Source organism: Terrimonas rubra, assembly GCF_042686025.1.
Taxonomy (GTDB): domain Bacteria; phylum Bacteroidota; class Bacteroidia; order Chitinophagales; family Chitinophagaceae; genus Terrimonas; species Terrimonas rubra.
The window spans coordinates 1,588,599-1,605,275 of sequence record NZ_JBHUOZ010000003.1 but is presented as its reverse complement, the minus strand read 5'-3'; the positions used below and the strand labels follow the sequence as shown (position 1 = coordinate 1,605,275).

Here is a 16,677-nt window from a genome sequence, read left to right as displayed (position 1 = left end):
CTCACCACTTTACTTTTCCTCCTCTAATATTTTACAGTAATTACTAATGTCATATTGTCTATAAAGCATGTAGTGTTTTATTATGGTGTTCCTCCTTAGTTTACTAAAAATGGTGCCGTGCTAGGAACGAGGTATGCGTTTGTAGTTCTCACTCAATATGTCCCGACAGTTGTTAGGATGGGCTACCCACTTTATCCTTGGCACGGCTTAATTTAACTTTAACATCCCCCAACCTTTACCATCTGCCCATTATAGGCTATCTTGTGCCACAAAACAACCATTACGCACTGTACCACCACATGTTACGCCACCAACTAACCCTATTACTTTGTTTGCTAACCGGCTTGCTGCAGGCGCAGTTGCGGGCCGATTTTGTGATGGATAAATCATCCGGCTGTTCGCCCCTGGTTATTAATTTTACCAATACCAGCACCGGTGCCAGTGCCAATGCAGTTTGGGAGTGGAGTTTTGATAATGGCAACCGCTCGGACCTTAAAAATACCAGCGCCATTTTTACCGAGGAAAAAAGCTATACCATCACCCTTAAAGTAACGGATGGCGCCCAGACAGCTACCCAAACCAAAACCATTACCGTAAATAAAAGCCCGGTTATTGATTTTACGGTAAACCCCGCTGTTACCTGTATACCCGATGCCACCACTTTTACCGCCAGTAGCGATATTACCGTTGCCCGCTGGCACTGGGATTTTGGCAATGGCCGTACCCAGGTAGCCTACTCGCCTACCACTACCCATTATTATAACCGCGAGCAAACGGCTACGGTAAGCCTTACGGCTATTACCAGTACCGGTTGCAGCAAAACCATTGTTAAGGAAAATATACTCACCATTAAACCCGAATTAAAACCGGCTTTTGATGCGGACCGTACGGTTTATTGCGAGGATGAAGGCACGGTGAATTTTACCGATAAAAGTACCGGCCCCGGCCCTTTTACCTACCAGTGGAATTTTGGCGATGGAGCTACCTCTATCACTGCCAACCCCAGCCATCATTATACCCGTGAAGGCCTGTACACGGTTTCGCTTACCATTACCAACCAGGATGGCTGCCGCAAAACCTTTACCCGCAATAACTATATCAACATAGGCTTTTATAAAACTGATTTCGATGTACCGGCCCTTGTTTGCGAAATGGCTACGGCCAATTTTGTTAACCGCAGCAGCCCTACCCCTACATCCAGCCGCTGGTATGTAAATAATGTGCTGGTAAGCAGCTGGTATGTAACCAACTTTAATTACACCTTTACTACACCCGGTACTTACCAGGTAAGGCTGGAGAATGAATTTGGCCCCTGTGGCGAATCCATCACCAAAACAGTGGAAGTAAAAGCCCGCCCGGTTATTACCGGCTTTATTATTGATACCGTGGGTAAATGCGGCGCCCCCGCCCAGTTTAATTTCAGGGATACTACCGCCACTGCCGTACAATGGGACTGGAATTTTAATTACGATTATTACAATGCGCCACGGGCCAATACCCAGGCTGCTTCACATACTTTTGCATCGGACGGTTATTACTGGATCAACCTGAAAGTAACCAACCGTGATGGCTGTTCGGCTACCACTACCAAAACATTGTCGATAAGCAAACCCATTGTGGGCATATTTGTATCACCCGGCAATGGTACCCGCGGCTGTGCCCCTTATACTACCAAACTTGAATACCGAACCACTGAAACCCTTACCAGCTTTACCTGGAATTTTGGCAATGGTCAAACTTCCACCGAAGCCTCGCCTACTATTACCTATAATACCCGCGGTAATTATACAATTACCCTAAATTATACCACAGCTAACGGCTGTACCGGTAGTACTGTTTATTCGGTAATTGATGTTCGGGAGAAACCCGTGGCTAATTTTACTGTACAACCTACCGTTTGCGGTAATACACCTGTTTTCTTTATCAACCAAACCACCGGGTATTTTGAGCAGTTGCGCTGGAATTATGGCGATGGTACGGGTGATTATTCCTCGGTACACAAATATGAGCGCGAAGGCACTTTTGATGTGCAGCTGATCGCTTACAATGGCATGTGTAACGATACCATCCGTAAGCCTGCCATTATAAAAGTGGTACCCCCTTTCCCTAAAATTACCAGGGCCGAAAATACCTGTTTGGATGACCGTGGCACCGTTAGTTTTTATGATGGCAGCCAGCAGGCCCAGAGCTGGCAATGGAATTTTGGCACCTCGGGCTCCACTTCCTACACTACGGCACAACCGAAAGTAGATTATAAGTTTACCACCACCGGCACGCATAAAGTGGTACTCACTACTACCAATGGGGCCTGTACGGTAAAGGATTCCGTTATCGTAAATGTATTGCTGAAACAAAGGCCGGTATTAGCGCTGGACAGGGCTGTTGTTTGTGTTAACCAGCCTTTAAGGTATACCATCAATAACCTGGAGGATAACCCCTTTATGGCCAATACCACCTGGAATAATGATTATGGCATTATTAAATTTGAGTACGAGGACGGCACACCTTTAAGTTATTACACACTGGATAATTACCAGTTTTACCAATCGGCCAGCGGACAGTTAACACCCCAAACACCCAAACAGGGCCGTATACGGGCTATCATCATTGCCAGCGGCACCAATTGTTACGATACCACCAATTTTGTAAACCTGCAAACCACCGGTGTACTGGCGGGTTACGAAGTGTTGAACGACAGAAGCTGCTTTAAATCGCCGGTTACTTTTAACGATACCACTAAAACCCTGCCCAATAACCCTATTACCCGCTGGAGCTGGAATATGGGCGATGGCAACCAGGTGGTTCAAACCACCAAAGCGTCCAATAATTATACCTATGCCCGGCCCGGTTATTATTATGTAACCCTTACAGTAAGCGATGCCAGCGGCTGCCAGTCCATCAGTAATAACCAGTCGCGTACTGTAGAAGTATATGGCACCAAAGCTGCCTTTTATACCTCCACCGGCACCACGGTAAATGTAAATACCACCATCAATTATTATAACAACTCACAATCCTATAATGCCGGCACCGTTAATTATGAATGGCTATTGGGCAACGGCAGCACGGTAACTACGGCCAATGCCTCCGAATTATTTACACAACCCGGCAGGTATACAGTAAGACTGATAGCCAGGAGCCTGAATAACAGTTGCCTGGATACCGTGAGCACGGTGATAACCGTATTACCGCCCAACCCGGTATTTACCACCAGTACCAGCTTTATTGGTACCGCCAGCAAATGCCCTCCGGTAAGTGCCAGTTTTTATTATAACTCATCGGCCAATTATACCAAACTGGAATGGGATTTTGGTGATGGCTTCAGGCTGGAGAATCAAACAGCTCCCAGTCATATTTATACCACACCGGGTAAATACGTGGTGCGACTGAATGTATACCATAATGCCACCATGTTTAACCAGTATACCGATACGGTGGTAGTAGCGCAGCCGGCTACTAACCTGGATATTGCCAAACAGGTGATTTGCATTAACGAACAGGTAAAACTGTTTACTACCCTGCCTAAAAATAATTACAGTTATACCTGGGACCTGGGCTCAGGTAATATACAGTCCGTTAACGATACGGTGGTTACCCTGCAATACAATAAAGCCGGTACTTACCATCCTACGCTGATGCTGACCGGCGAGAACGGTTGTACTGTTGCTGCAAAACTGGCCCAGCCCGTAGTGGTAAACCCCAACCCGGTAGTGACCATTACACCTGCCAACCCTGTTTATTGTAAAACCAACGCGGTACAACTGACTGCTGCGGGTGGTGTGGATTATAGCTGGTCGCCTGTAACCGGTTTAAGCGATCCGCTGATCGCTAACCCTTTTGCCAGCCCTGTTAATACCACCCTGTATACCGTGGAAGCTACTGATGCTGCGGGTTGTACAGGCAAGGGGCAAACAACAGTAACCGTACCCAAGCCCTTTACCATGCAAACAGAAAAACTGGTAGAACTTTGTTATGGTGATAAAGTACAATTAAGTGTTAGCGGCGCGGCTACTTACCGCTGGATCAATTATACAACGGGTATTGATAACCTGCAAAGCCCCACACCGGTTATTACCACTTTAACCGATGCCAGTTATACCGTGGTAGGAACCGACCAGTATGGCTGTTATACCGATACGGCTGTTATTAACGTGATTGTACGGCCCTTACCCTGGGTGAATGCGGGTGAGGATATCCGGAGCATATATGGCGCCGAAAACCAACTGGCCATTACCAACAGCGCCGACGTGGTAAAATGGACCTGGACACCTACCGATTTTTTAAGTTGTACGGACTGCCCCAACCCGGTGAGTAAGCCTTACGCCAATATGAATTACGTTATTACCGTGCAGAACCAGTACCAGTGCATAGCAAAAGATACCCTGAATGTAATTGCTTATTGTGCATCCGATAATATTCATTTGCCCAATGCCTTTACGCCTAATAATGATGGCAAGAACGACCTGTTTATGGCCATGGGTACCGGCGTGAATAAAATAAAATCGTTCAAAATATTTAACCGCTGGGGCGAGCTGGTATTCTTTAAACGCGATATTTTTCCCGATGACAGAAGCACTGCCTGGGATGGTAAATATAAAAGTATGGAAGCGCCTGCAGGTACTTATGTATACTTTCTGGAGCTGGAATGCGCCGCCGGCGGCAGTTATGAGAAAAAAGGAACGGTGACGCTGATCCGGTAACTGGTTCAGGGTTACATGAATTGTCTTCCGGTGGTATATGCCACCTGTTCAATAGTATTGGTGCAGCTGAAGTGTGCGACGCAAGGAACGATGAGGAATGAACCTATAGCTGGTAACATAATTTTTTGCTTCAGTATGTACAAAATGTTGAACGGAGCTATTAGTTTATTACAATAGCCGGCAAATGCTCATTAGCGCTTATTTTTGTAGTTTTACCACGATTTGTTATGCTGGCACTTTTTTTTTATAATCTTTTTTTATTCTTCTTTCAACTGGGATCCAGGATCTGGGCCCTGTTCAATAAAAAGGCCGCATTGTGGGTAAGGGGACGATTGTTTATTTTTTCCAAATTAAAAGATGCTTTTGAACAGGAGAAAGCCCCTGTTATCTGGTTTCACTGCGCTTCGCTGGGTGAGTTTGAACAAGGCCGGCCGGTAATGGAAAGCCTGAGAGAGAAATACCCGGATCATAAGATACTGGTGACTTTTTTTTCGCCCTCGGGTTATGAAGTAAGGAAAAACTATACCGGTGCCGATTATATTTTTTACCTGCCTATGGATGGCATGATCAATGCCCAGCGATTTATCAGCATTGTAAAACCTAAACTGGCCGTGTTTATTAAATACGAACTCTGGTATTATTATACCAAAGTAATGCACGACCGGCAGATACCCCTGATACTGATATCGGCTATTTTCTTAAAACAACATGCGTATTTTAAATGGTATGGTGAAGTACAACGCAAAACCCTGTCAAAGTTTGCCCATGTATTTGTGCAGGACCTGTTATCAAAAAAACTGGCTGATAAATTACAATTACCGGTTCCCTTTACCGTAGCTGGTGATACCCGGTTTGACCGGGTAATAAAGATTGCCTCCCAGTATAAACGCATTGATGTGCTTACCCAATGGGCGGGCGAAAGCCGCCTGCTGGTGGCTGGCAGCACCTGGGCCGATGATGAGCGGGTATTGGCAGAGTTATTACCGCTTTTACAGCAACATCATCTAAAACTGGTGATTGCCCCGCATGAAATAAATGAATCGCACCTGGGGCAGATAGAAAAACAATTTGAGGGACAAACCATACGGTTCTCGCAATTGCCCGGTAGTATGCAGGGTGAAGTGCTGATCATTGATAATATAGGCATGTTATCCAGCCTTTACCATTATGCCCATATCAGTTATATCGGCGGTGGTTATAATCCTACCGGCATTCATAATTGCCTGGAAGCGGCCGTATATGCCAAGCCGGTGGTATTTGGTCCCCGCTACCAGCGTTATGCCGAGGCCAAGGGACTGGTAAAAGCAGGCGGCGCTTTCTCTTTTAAAAATGCGGGTGAGCTGCGTACCATATTAAATAAGCTTATGCAAAATAAAGTAGCCTACCAGGCTGCTGCCACGGCTGCCGGTGAGTTTGTGATTGTGCACCAGGGTGCCACCGATAAAATTGTGGATTATATTCAGGAAAACCGTCTTTTGACCAACTGATCAAAATGCGCTACCAACGGGCTATCCGTCTGCCAGCCCAGTTTCAGTTTCAGCTCTCGGCTGATCCAGTATTCCGCTTCGGGGTAAATATTAAAAGCGTTGATCGTCTTGATGCTTCTTTCGTACATGGCTTCATCGCCACGGAATAGTTCGTTAATAAAAGCAAAGCGGTCGTTGATGCCCACCCCTTTCCGCAGGTCTTTAATGGGGGTATCGGTGAGCTTACTGCCTAATTCCTCATCATGCTTTTTTAACATATCGTTAAGGGAAACAGGTTCTGTACTGGCCGGTTTTTCCTGCAAATGCTGTGAAAGTGTAGGTATATCCATCACCTGGTCGTAGGTATTAGCCGGTATAAATTCGGTAACAGGCGGTGGTGGTTGTGGTGTGGGTGGTGCAATTATTGCCTGTTCTTCCTCCTGTTCCTCAGGAGTATTTTCATCCGCCTCCAGGGTATAAATTACTTTTTCTTCAGTGGGTGGTTCCATATAAACCACGGGCTCTGCTGCAGGTGTTTGCGGTGTGGGTGAAGTGGTTACCGGCGTAGCTGCCATTTCCTCGTATCCTTTTACCGGCACTGCTATGGCGGGCATCAGCACCGCTACTTTTGTAGTTCCCAGGCTTCGTGAAGATTGTACATGCTGCGTCAGTTCCTGCTGTAGTTCTTTTACCGTGGTCAGCAACTGTGCCGGGTCGGCATTTTGTTCACGAAGGTTTTTCAATTTATGTATTAGCGCATCTATTCGGTTCATTATTATTACTTTTGGCAAATTGAAAGGAGTCCATAAAATTACAAACTGTTTGCCAAAAAACGGTTTGTGCAAAAAGAAAATTAACTGTCGGTATGTTTATTGAACCTAATATACGAGGTGAAAGAAGAGGATGGATAGAAGTGATCTGCGGTTCCATGTTCAGTGGTAAAACCGAGGAGCTGATCCGTCGTTTAAAAAGGGTAAAAATTGCTAACCTGAAAGTGGAGATATTTAAACCCGCAGTTGATATCCGTTACGATGAAACCAATATTGTGTCGCACGATACCAATGCCATCATCTCCACGCCTATCGACAATTCACAAAAGATTTTATTACTGGCCCAGGATGCCGATGTAATTGGTATTGATGAAGCCCAGTTTTTTGACCCCGAGCTGGCCAACGTTTGTGATGAACTGGCTTACCGGGGTATGCGGGTAATTGTGGCCGGGCTGGATATGGATTATACCGGTAAACCCTTTGGACAAATGCCTTTTTTACTGGCCAAGGCCGATTATATTACCAAGCTGCACGCCATTTGTGTAAAATGCGGGCATATTGCCAATTATTCTTACCGCAAAATCCCCAACGAGGAACAGGTAATGCTGGGCGCTACCGATGTGTATGAGCCGCGCTGCCGTACCTGTTACCACGATAACAAATAAGCCCTTACTTTCGCACCATTAAAATTACCGTCATTAACACACTACAGAATATTATAACGCTTTTTAAAAAAGATCTCCTGCTGGAAATACGCCAGCAGTACAGCTTTTACGGCATTTTATTGTACATGGGCGCTACTATTTTTGTGCTTTTCATGTCTATGGAAGCGCCTGACCCCGCTGTATGGAACGGCCTTTTCTGGGTGATACAATTATTCATCTGTATCAACACCGTAGCCAAAAGTTTTTTGACCGAGAACCGGGGCCGCATGTTGTATTTTTTCACCATTGCCTCGCCTATTAGTTTTGTACTGGCCAAATTGTTATTTAACCTGTTGCTGATGCTGGTGATGAGCCTGCTGAGTTTGCTGTTATTTACCCTGTTTTTGGGCAATCCTATGGTAAAAGCCCCGGCTTTTGTAGGCCTGGTGGTATTAGGGGGCATTAGCCTGAGCCTGGTATTTACCTTTTTATCGGCCATTGCGGCAAAAGCGCACCAGAATGCGGCCATCATGGCGGTACTGGGTTTTCCCCTCATTATCCCGCAACTGATGGTATTGATGAAACTGTCCAACGCCGCCTTTTCGGAAAAACTGGCCATACAAACCACTGATGTGTTATTGATGATAGCACTGGATGTGATGGTGGTGATTTTGTCGGTTATTCTTTTTCCTTTTTTGTGGAAAGATTGAGGCAATTGACAGTTGACAATGGACAAGTGACAATTGGCAATGAGCAATAAACAACTAAGGATTCTCTAATTCATAAATCCTAAATCCTAAATCATAATTCATCATTCATAACTCATCATTCATATTACCCCACCTGGAAAAGCTCACGCAGCATAAAACTACTGCTGCTGAAGCATTTGCTGCGCTTACACCGGAACAACTGAACTGGAAAGTCAGGCCGGAGCAATGGAGTATTGCCCAGTGCCTGGATCACCTGGTAGTATCGGATGTTTTATACTTTCCCCTGTTTAAAAAAATTACGGCCGGTGAGCACCAGATGACAAGATGGGAAAAATGGAATCCTTTAAACTTTTTTATCGGTAAGATGTTAGTTACCGGAATGCAGGAACAGCCGAGGAAAAAGTTCAGATCACCCGCCTTATTCTTACCCCAGTCAACACCCATTGATGCCGGTATTTACGAACGGTATGATAAACACCTGGACAGTTTAATGGATTATATCGCTAATTGTCAGCCTGTGAACCTGGATGCGGTTAAAATAACCTCGCCGGCTTCATCCTTCATTACATTTAGTTTGCGTCACGCTATTCAACTGCTGGTTCAGCACCAGGGTCGTCATATTAACCAGGCGCTGCGGTTAAAAAAACAACGGAGTTTCCCGGGCTAACTGCAATCTTGTCATTTTTTACGAACTTGTATGCTATTTGCTGGCAACAGTAACACATTTTATGAAAATACTTTACAACTATCTCAAGCCATTTAAGTGGTTAGTCGTACTTACCCTTACTTTGGCGGCTATCAATATTGGTTTTTCATTGATCGACCCGATCTTCTTTGGTAAACTGATCAACCTGGCAGGCGATTACTGGCAGCATAACGAAAAATACCAGCCTTTCTGGTGGAGCTTTGCTACGCCCGTATTATGGATACTGGCTGGCTCTATCGGTGTAGCCATGGTAAGCCGTATAGCCAAAGCTTTCCAGGATTATTTCTTAAACCTGATCACCCAGAAATTTGGGGCAAGGGTATTTACCGACGGCCTGCAACATGCCATGCGTCTGCCCTATCATGAATTTGAGGACCAGCGCAGCGGTGAAACCCTAGGCATATTACAGAAAGTAAGGATTGATACGGAAAAATTCATTACCGCTTTTATTAACCTGCTTTTCCCGGTGATCATCGGGATAATTTTCGTGGCCATCTATGCAGCCAGCCTGCACTGGAGCCTGCCGCTTATTTATTTCGGCGGTATCTTTTTACTGATCGTGTTAACCAATATCCTCAGTAAAAAAATTAAATCGGTACAAAAAAATATTGTGTCGCAAACCACGGCCCTGGCCGGTGCCACTACCGAATCGCTGCGTAATATTGAGTTGGTGAAAAGCCTTGGCTTAACCCAGCAGGAAGTAGAGCGTTTAAATAAGAACACTTACAAGATACTGGGCCTGGAACTGACCAAGGTAAAAAGGGTAAGAAGTATCTCCTTTATACAGGGTACGTTTGTTAATACACTGCGCCAGGTAATATTGTTCATGTTATTATGGGTGGTGTATAATAAAGAGCTGAATCCCGGTGAGCTGGTTACCATGCAGTTCTTCTCCTTCTTTATTTTCGGCCCGCTGCAGGAAGTGAGCAATATCATTTTATCCTACCGTGAAGCCGAAGCATCGCTGAATAATTTTGATAACCTGATGCAGAAACAGCCTGAGCCACAGGCGAAGAACCCTGCTCCTTTAGGCGATATTAAAACCCTGCATTTTGAGAACGTAGGCTTTAAACACCGCAGTGCACAGAACAGTGCCATCAACAATATCAGCTTTAATGTAAAAACAGGTGAAACTATTGCTTTTGTCGGGCCATCCGGCTCGGGCAAATCAACCCTAATGAAATTGCTGGTGGGCTTATACCGCCCCAATACCGGTTCTGTATTGTATAATAACCTGGATGAAGAGGAGATCAGCTTTGATGACCTGCGCCGGCAAATTGGTTTTGTTACGCAGGATACACAGTTATTCTCGGGCACTATCCGTGAGAACCTGTTGTTCGTGAACCCCGAAGCCACCGAAGCCGACCTGCACGATGCGTTGAATAAAGCAGCCTGTCAGAACCTGCTGGCCAGGGCTGAAAAAGGACTGGATACAGCCATCGGCGAAAGCGGCCTGAAACTTTCTGGTGGTGAAAAACAGCGTATCAGTATTGCCCGTGCATTGATCCGCAAGCCCAAGCTGCTGATATTTGATGAAGCTACTTCAGCGCTGGACTCACTGACCGAGGAGGAGATAACCGAGACCATCCGCGATATTTCCAGGGACGGAGAACAGATCACTATTTTAATTGCCCACCGTTTAAGCACCATTATGCATGCGGACAGGATATATGTACTGGAAAAAGGTGATGTGGTGGAAACGGGCAGTCACCAGGAATTAATTAATGAAAAAGGACTGTACTACGCTATGTGGCGTCAGCAGATCGGTGAACGGAAAGATTTTAAAGCCACCGGTGAGCCCGTACAGGAAACCGTGAGTTAATATGTCGTTGCTGTCATTTTTTACAGGACCTGATTTTAAGAAGTTATATGCTGAGGGAGCGGTCATTATTGATGTACGTTCGGTGCATGAATACGATAATGGCCGCATTCCCGGTTCCTTCAATATTTCGCAGGAGCGTTTACCTGTGAGTTTAGAGCGTATCAAACACTATAATAAACCGGTCATTATTTGTGGTACCGACAGCAGTCGTATTAACAAAGCCGTCCGTTACCTGAAGAACAATGGTGTGAAACAGGTATATAATGGCGGACATTGGGAGAAGTTGTTGCAGAAGATCAGGCGCTAAATTATGAATGATGAATTAGGAATTATGAGTTATGAATGATAAATGATGGATTAGAAACTCCTCAATTGTTTATTGCTCATTGCAAATTGTCACTTGTCCATTGTCAATTTTCAATTATAAAAGTTGAAACGCCTTCGCCCCTGATTCCTTCCCGTTCACAATCACCGCTACTTTATGTAACCCTTTATGAAATACCCTGGTGGTAATGGGTTTAAAAGATTGCCTGCGGATAATGCTGAGTTTCTCTCCCGGCTGTAATGATCGCTCACTTATTTTGTATACTTTTTTGGTGAGATGGCCTTTTGATTTCTGGTAATAAATGGCATATTCCAGTCGCAGGTGTTTGGCAGCGGCATTGGTATTGGTAACGGTGAATTCGAATGTCAGGTACTCCCCCACTTTTATTTCTGGTGTAACTACTTTAAACTTACTGAGTGCCAGTCCTGCATCATCTAAATTAAACAACTGTAATATCTCCGGGTTACCTGCTTTCAGTAAAGTGCGGGAAGCGTGTTTAATGATGGCGTCGATCTCTTTGGTCTTTCCTTTCCATTTTGCGGCTATCTGTAAAAAGACACCAGGATGATCCTTGGATATATCATTTAAATGATTGGCCACGCTTAATCTTACCCATTCATGGGTATCAGTGATCAGGTTCTCCAGCAGCGGCAATAAAGGTTGCGGATCTTTTTTATAAGCCGGCAAAGCCATGGCCCAGGGTAAACGCGGCCGGGCTCCTTCACTGGCTAAACGGCGTACGGCGTGGCTTTTATGGGCTGACCATTTTATCATCTGCTGTAACATGGCATCGGGGTATTGTAGCAGGAAGGGGCGCACGGCAAATTCGCAACTGATGAATTGCGTGGTATGTTCCAGTGCTTTCACCGCATCTTTAAAATGGTTGATGCCGTATTGGGCAATATAATCGGGTAAAAAAATATGCGCAATGCCTCCTCCGCCCTGTTGTTTAAAGGCGTCTACTATTTGTATCAGTTGTTTGTTCGCTTTGGTATAATCCGCATCCAGTACCGTGTTCAGCGAAAAGGTAATGGCCTGCATTCTTTCTTTCCATTCTTTGTTTTCAAAATCCTGGCCGTAAACTGTTTTCATAAAAGTTTTACTGTTAAAGCCGGGCACAACATCTTTTAAAATGCTGTTTAACTGTGCAAAAAAATGGGTGGAATAAACATCCTTGATCAATGAAGACATGGCGTATAAAGTTGTACGCAAAGGTAGGCATTGCATGTATCTGTTTTGTGCACCGGGTGTATACAAATTAATAATTCACTAACATTAAGGTAACACTGCCGGTATAGTTTCGCTGCCCGTTCATATCCTTTTCATTCACTTTTTAATTATAACCGGCACATGAAAAAATTAGCCCTGGCCCTGGGTATCCTGGTATCCTCCTTTAGTTTTTCGCAAGACAATCATGTTATTCTGATCAGTATTGACGGTTTAAGACCGGAGTTTTATAAAGATGCTTCCTGGAATATGGTGCACCTGCGCCAGGCCATGGAAACAGGCGCTTATGCCAATGGCGTGAACGGTGTTTTCCCTTCGGTAACCTATCCTTCGCATACCACCATGATAACCGGTGTAAGGCCTATTATACATGGTGTACACTTTAATACACCTTCCGAACCTTTGGGTGTAACCGGTAACTGGAACTGGATGTATGAGAACATTAAAGTGCCTACCATCTTCAGTGAAGCGGAGAAACAAGGCTTAAAAACAGCCTCTATGTTCTGGCCTGTATCGGTTAACAGCCCGGCTACTTACAATCTTCCTGAATACTGGTACCTGCCTGAAACTAAGGACGCTAAAAGAAATATGAAACAGGCTTTGATTGATAAGGCTAAACCTGTCGGCTTTTATGAAGAACTGGAGAACAATGCCATGGGTAAGCTGGATTCTGTTGATTTTGATGATAAATACCTGGGGCTGGATGAAAACCTTGCCCGCGCCAGTGCTTATGTGATCCGCAAATACAAACCTTCCTTCCTGGCTTTACACCTGGTAACGGTGGATCATTTTGAACACGAGGAAGGTCGTGACGGTGATAAAGTAAGGGCAGCGATTGCCGGTGTGGACCGGGCTTTAAAAACCATTATGGAAGCGGTTGAGAAAGCAGGCATTAAAAATAAAACCACTTTTATTATTACCGGTGATCATGGTTTTGTGGACATCCATTCGGCATTATCTCCTAATGTTTTATTAGCTAAGGCGGGTTTATACAACCCGGAAAAACCGGAACAATGGAAAGCTTATTTCCATACGGCAGGAGGCTCGGCATTTTTGCATGTAAAAGACCCTAAGGATAAAAAAACAATTGAGGCTGTAGAAGCCTTGTTAGAGAGCCTGCCGGAACAGGAAAAGAAATTGTTTGAAGTGAAGAGCAGGAAAAAGCTGGATAAGATCGGCGCCGATCCGAATGCGGTATTGGCCTTGGCGCCAATACAGGGAATCACTTTTAATACCGCTGCCACCGGTAATTTCATGCGTGCAGCCAAAGGTGGTACACATGGCTTTTTTCCTGATTTTAAAGAGATACAAACCGGATTTGTGGCTTTTGGCAAGGGGATAAAAAAAGGAGCTGTATTACCGGAAATGAACCTGGTGGATATTGCACCTATCATTGCCAGACTGTTACAGCTGCAATTCCCCGCAGGTGAAGGCAATCTTTACCCGGGTATGTTTACTGATAAATAACACGGGGCATTTGTATAAAAAGCCTGCTGGTAAAGGTTCTGTAGTTTTTCTGCAGTAAGGATTTTGAGAGTACGGAAATAATTACTGTAACTTTAATACAAAATTTATTTTATGAAACAATTGCTTCTGACGACTTGCACCGCCTTGTTATTATTTGCCTGTAATAACGAGAGCTCCACCACTCCTTCCGATAGTGATACCCTGAACAAAACTGCTGTGGTGGAAACACCCAAGGAAAAAGAACAGGCCTGGATACCTGTTGATTCAGCTACCAACATGAAGGCAATGGAGGCCTACGCAACGCCGGGTGAACCACATAAAATGCTGGCCAAATCGGCAGGAAAATGGACGGGCGAAATGAAAATGTGGATGTTTGAAGGATCACCGGCCTATAGCACTACCGTTACCTCGGTTAACAATATGATATTAGGCGATAAGTTTTTGCAGGCCAAACATAACGCCAATTTTGATGGAATGCCATTTGAAGGAATAGCTGTAACCGGCTATGACAATGCTTCCAAACAATATGTTTCAAGCTGGATAGATAATATGAGCAGCGGCTTTATGAATATGACGGGTGACTGGGACGAAGCCACCAAATCTATTACCTTCACCGGTAAGCAAAAAAGCATGGCCAACGGTTTAATGGTCACTTACCGCGAAGTATTTAAGTTTATAGATGATAATAACCAGGTAATGGAAATGTACGGCCCCGATCCTAAAACGGGCAAGGAGTATAAACTGATGGAAGTTACCTACAAAAGAAAGTAAGCTAACAATGTTATGAATTTATAAAGACCGGCTATAGAAGCTGGTCTTTATTTTTTAGGCTTGTATGTTTTTTCATAAAAACTGATCCATTCCGGCACGCTTACCTTGGTACTTAATTCACCTATAAGGTCAAAAGGAATGTCTTCCGGCTTTTTATAGCGGATACAGCTTTTACCCATGTCTAATTTTTTACTGCTGCGTTTGCCATGTTCAGCCACAAACCAGTCATGTAAGGCCGGCATGCCGTATACCCCCATATGGTAAATACTGATGCCGTTTTTTTGAGAAGCGATACTAAGGAATGGTAAAGGAAGTTCGGGCGAGCAGTGATAACCTGCCGGGTAAATACTATGTGGCACTACATAGCCGATCATGCCATAGGACATACATTCTTTATAACCTTTGGGCAGGTTTTTCTTAATAGCAGCCCTTAATTTTTTAAAAGCAGCCTGTCTTTCTTCCGGTATGGCGGCTACATATTCATCGGGTGTTACTGCGGTAGATTGCATGCTAACAGTTTTTATGTTTGGTATAAAGATGCTGGTATTTGATTGCAGGCAAATTAACTGAAAAATGCCGTTCCGGGTATAGTAGCCACCGTTTCTTCCCTTAACTTTGCGCCATGCTTACAATTTCAGAACGCGGGATTGCCATGCCTGCATCGCCCATCAGAAAGTTAGTTCCTTTTGCCGAAGCCGCAAAAAAGAAGGGAACAAAAGTATATCACTTGAATATTGGTCAGCCTGATATAGAGACACCGGCCGAGATCATGGATGCCGTTAAACACACGGACATGAAAGTGCTGGAATACAGCCATAGCGCCGGTAACGAAAGCTACCGACGTAAACTGGTGGAGTATTACAAACGTGTGGGTATTGAAGTAACGCATGAGCAGATCATGATCACAGCCGGTGGCAGTGAAGCGATCCTGTTCGGATTCTTCAGCTGTTTAAACCCCGGTGATGAAGTAATTATCCCTGAGCCTTTTTATGCCAACTATAATGGCTTTGCCTGCACGGCGGGTGTAAATGTGGTACCCATTACTTCTTATATTGAAACTGGCTTTGCCCTGCCTCCTATTGATGCTTTTGAAAAAGTGATCACGCCTAAAACAAAGGCCATCGTGGTATGTAACCCCAATAACCCTACCGGATATTTGTACAGCCGCGAAGAAATGGAGGCCCTAAAAAATATTTGCTTAAAACATAACTTATACCTTTTCAGCGACGAGGCTTACCGCGAGTTTTGCTACGATGGCGAGTATATCAGTGCCATGCAGCTGGAAGGACTGGAGCAGAACGTGGTGTTGATGGATACCATCAGCAAACGGTACAGTGCCTGTGGTGCCCGTATTGGTGCTTTGGTGACCAAGAACAAGGCGGTATATGATACGGCCATGAAATTTGCCCAGGCCCGTTTAAGTCCTCCCGGCCTGGCCCAGATATTAGGCGAAGCCGCGGTTGACTTACCGGAAAGTTATTTTGATGCGCCCAAGGCCGAATACCTGCACCGCAGGGATACACTGATCAAGCGCCTGAATGCTATGCCCGGTGTATTCTGTCCTACACCCGGTGGTGCGTTTTATGCAATAGCCCGTTTACCGATTGATGATGCGGACAAATTCTGCCAATGGTTACTGGAAAGCTTCAGCCATAATAACCAGACCGTGATGCTGGCTCCTGCTACCGGCTTTTATGGTACGCCTGGTTTAGGAAAAAACGAAGTACGCCTGGCTTATGTATTAAATGTAGATGCTATCAACGCAGCCATGGATTGCCTGGAAGAAGCGTTGGAGCAATACCCTGGTATTGTTAAATAATAAGCATACAGGATAAACGAAAACGGCTGGTAGTACTACCAGCCGTTTTTATTTGAGCTATACAAAACCGGTCACCGGCTATGCGAAACTTATAGTTTCGCATGATTATTTTATCGCTTCCAGCGATAATGCTGATAAGCGAACAGAACCCCGAAGTGTGCGACGCAACGGAAGCCCATCTGTGTTACTATTGCCGGCAAACAAAAACGCCCTGTACATTAATGCACAGGGCGTTCAACTATGTTAACAG

13 protein-coding genes are annotated in these 16,677 nt (G+C 44.8%); 10 read left to right on the top strand and 3 right to left on the bottom strand.

Annotation, left to right across the window (positions count from 1 at the left end):
* Window positions 1–299 precede the first annotated feature (299 nt).
* Both ACFS6H_RS15910 and ACFS6H_RS15905 read left to right on the top strand, forming a co-directional pair.
* On the top strand, window positions 300–4,700 hold the full coding sequence (locus tag ACFS6H_RS15910) for a PKD domain-containing protein (RefSeq protein WP_386101069.1): 4,401 nt from the start codon (window positions 300–302) through the stop codon (window positions 4,698–4,700).
* Window positions 4,701–4,927: 227 nt separating this feature from the next.
* Window positions 4,928–6,187, top strand: a complete 1,260-nt coding sequence (locus ACFS6H_RS15905; RefSeq protein WP_386101066.1) for a 3-deoxy-D-manno-octulosonic acid transferase — start codon at window positions 4,928–4,930, stop codon at window positions 6,185–6,187.
* Here ACFS6H_RS15905 and ACFS6H_RS15900 read toward each other — a convergent pair.
* Entirely contained in the window at window positions 6,160–6,939 is a 780-nt protein-coding gene (locus ACFS6H_RS15900) for a hypothetical protein (protein WP_386101063.1), read from the bottom strand. The genes ACFS6H_RS15905 and ACFS6H_RS15900 overlap by 28 nt on opposite strands.
* Window positions 6,940–7,031: 92 nt before the next feature.
* On the opposite strand from ACFS6H_RS15900, the gene ACFS6H_RS15895 reads away from it, so the two are divergent.
* From ACFS6H_RS15895 to ACFS6H_RS15875, 5 genes are all read left to right on the top strand, one after another.
* Window positions 7,032–7,601: a thymidine kinase gene (locus ACFS6H_RS15895; protein WP_386101060.1), complete on the top strand. Its 570-nt coding sequence runs from the start codon at window positions 7,032–7,034 to the stop codon at window positions 7,599–7,601.
* Window positions 7,598–8,290: a heme exporter protein CcmB gene (locus tag ACFS6H_RS15890; protein WP_386103587.1), complete on the top strand. Its 693-nt coding sequence runs from the start codon at window positions 7,598–7,600 to the stop codon at window positions 8,288–8,290. The genes ACFS6H_RS15895 and ACFS6H_RS15890 overlap by 4 nt, the downstream gene beginning before the upstream one ends.
* 100 nt (window positions 8,291–8,390) lie before the next feature.
* Window positions 8,391–8,957: a DinB family protein gene (locus ACFS6H_RS15885; protein ID WP_386103585.1), complete on the top strand. Its 567-nt coding sequence runs from the start codon at window positions 8,391–8,393 to the stop codon at window positions 8,955–8,957.
* Between the two features lie 61 nt (window positions 8,958–9,018).
* Window positions 9,019–10,818: an ABC transporter ATP-binding protein gene (locus tag ACFS6H_RS15880; protein ID WP_386101057.1), complete on the top strand. Its 1,800-nt coding sequence runs from the start codon at window positions 9,019–9,021 to the stop codon at window positions 10,816–10,818.
* Between the two features lies 1 nt (window position 10,819).
* The gene (locus tag ACFS6H_RS15875; protein ID WP_386101054.1) at window positions 10,820–11,125 is read left to right on the top strand and encodes a rhodanese-like domain-containing protein; all 306 of its coding nucleotides are present in this window, start codon (window positions 10,820–10,822) and stop codon (window positions 11,123–11,125) included.
* A gap of 114 nt (window positions 11,126–11,239) precedes the next feature.
* Here the strand turns inward: ACFS6H_RS15875 and ACFS6H_RS15870 are convergent, their stop codons facing one another.
* A complete protein-coding gene (locus ACFS6H_RS15870) occupies window positions 11,240–12,235 on the bottom strand; it encodes a DNA alkylation repair protein (protein ID WP_386101051.1) in 996 nt (331 codons plus the stop codon).
* A gap of 258 nt (window positions 12,236–12,493) precedes the next feature.
* Here ACFS6H_RS15870 and ACFS6H_RS15865 point away from each other — a divergent pair, with 258 nt between their 5' ends.
* Window positions 12,494–13,837 (top strand): alkaline phosphatase family protein, encoded by a 1,344-nt coding sequence (locus ACFS6H_RS15865; protein ID WP_386101048.1) that lies wholly within the window; start codon window positions 12,494–12,496, stop codon window positions 13,835–13,837.
* A gap of 111 nt (window positions 13,838–13,948) precedes the next feature.
* Entirely contained in the window at window positions 13,949–14,608 is a 660-nt protein-coding gene (locus ACFS6H_RS15860; protein WP_386101045.1) for a DUF1579 domain-containing protein, read from the top strand.
* A gap of 47 nt (window positions 14,609–14,655) precedes the next feature.
* On the opposite strand, the gene ACFS6H_RS15855 is transcribed toward ACFS6H_RS15860, so the two are convergent.
* Window positions 14,656–15,117 (bottom strand): DUF1801 domain-containing protein, encoded by a 462-nt coding sequence (locus tag ACFS6H_RS15855; protein ID WP_386101042.1) that lies wholly within the window; start codon window positions 15,115–15,117, stop codon window positions 14,656–14,658.
* A 113-nt stretch (window positions 15,118–15,230) separates the two neighbouring features.
* Here ACFS6H_RS15855 and ACFS6H_RS15850 point away from each other — a divergent pair, with 113 nt between their 5' ends.
* Complete coding sequence (locus tag ACFS6H_RS15850) at window positions 15,231–16,427, top strand: pyridoxal phosphate-dependent aminotransferase (protein ID WP_386101039.1); 1,197 nt, start codon at window positions 15,231–15,233, stop codon at window positions 16,425–16,427.
* The last annotated feature ends 250 nt before the right edge of the window (window positions 16,428–16,677 follow it).

Excerpts from the sequence above, each read along its gene's own strand:
- ACFS6H_RS15855 (WP_386101042.1), bottom strand. The coding sequence starts at position 15,117 with ATGCAATCTACCGCAGTAACACCCGATGAATATGTAGCCGCCATACCG.
- ACFS6H_RS15880 (WP_386101057.1), top strand. The coding sequence starts at position 9,019 with ATGAAAATACTTTACAACTATCTCAAGCCATTTAAGTGGTTAGTCGTA.
- ACFS6H_RS15875 (WP_386101054.1), top strand. The coding sequence starts at position 10,820 with ATGTCGTTGCTGTCATTTTTTACAGGACCTGATTTTAAGAAGTTATAT.
- ACFS6H_RS15900 (WP_386101063.1), bottom strand. The coding sequence starts at position 6,939 with ATGAACCGAATAGATGCGCTAATACATAAATTGAAAAACCTTCGTGAA.
- ACFS6H_RS15910 (WP_386101069.1), top strand. The coding sequence starts at position 300 with ATGTTACGCCACCAACTAACCCTATTACTTTGTTTGCTAACCGGCTTG.
- ACFS6H_RS15865 (WP_386101048.1), top strand. The coding sequence starts at position 12,494 with ATGAAAAAATTAGCCCTGGCCCTGGGTATCCTGGTATCCTCCTTTAGT.
- ACFS6H_RS15850 (WP_386101039.1), top strand. The coding sequence starts at position 15,231 with ATGCTTACAATTTCAGAACGCGGGATTGCCATGCCTGCATCGCCCATC.
- ACFS6H_RS15860 (WP_386101045.1), top strand. The coding sequence starts at position 13,949 with ATGAAACAATTGCTTCTGACGACTTGCACCGCCTTGTTATTATTTGCC.
- ACFS6H_RS15905 (WP_386101066.1), top strand. The coding sequence starts at position 4,928 with ATGCTGGCACTTTTTTTTTATAATCTTTTTTTATTCTTCTTTCAACTG.
- ACFS6H_RS15895 (WP_386101060.1), top strand. The coding sequence starts at position 7,032 with ATGTTTATTGAACCTAATATACGAGGTGAAAGAAGAGGATGGATAGAA.
- ACFS6H_RS15870 (WP_386101051.1), bottom strand. The coding sequence starts at position 12,235 with ATGAAAACAGTTTACGGCCAGGATTTTGAAAACAAAGAATGGAAAGAA.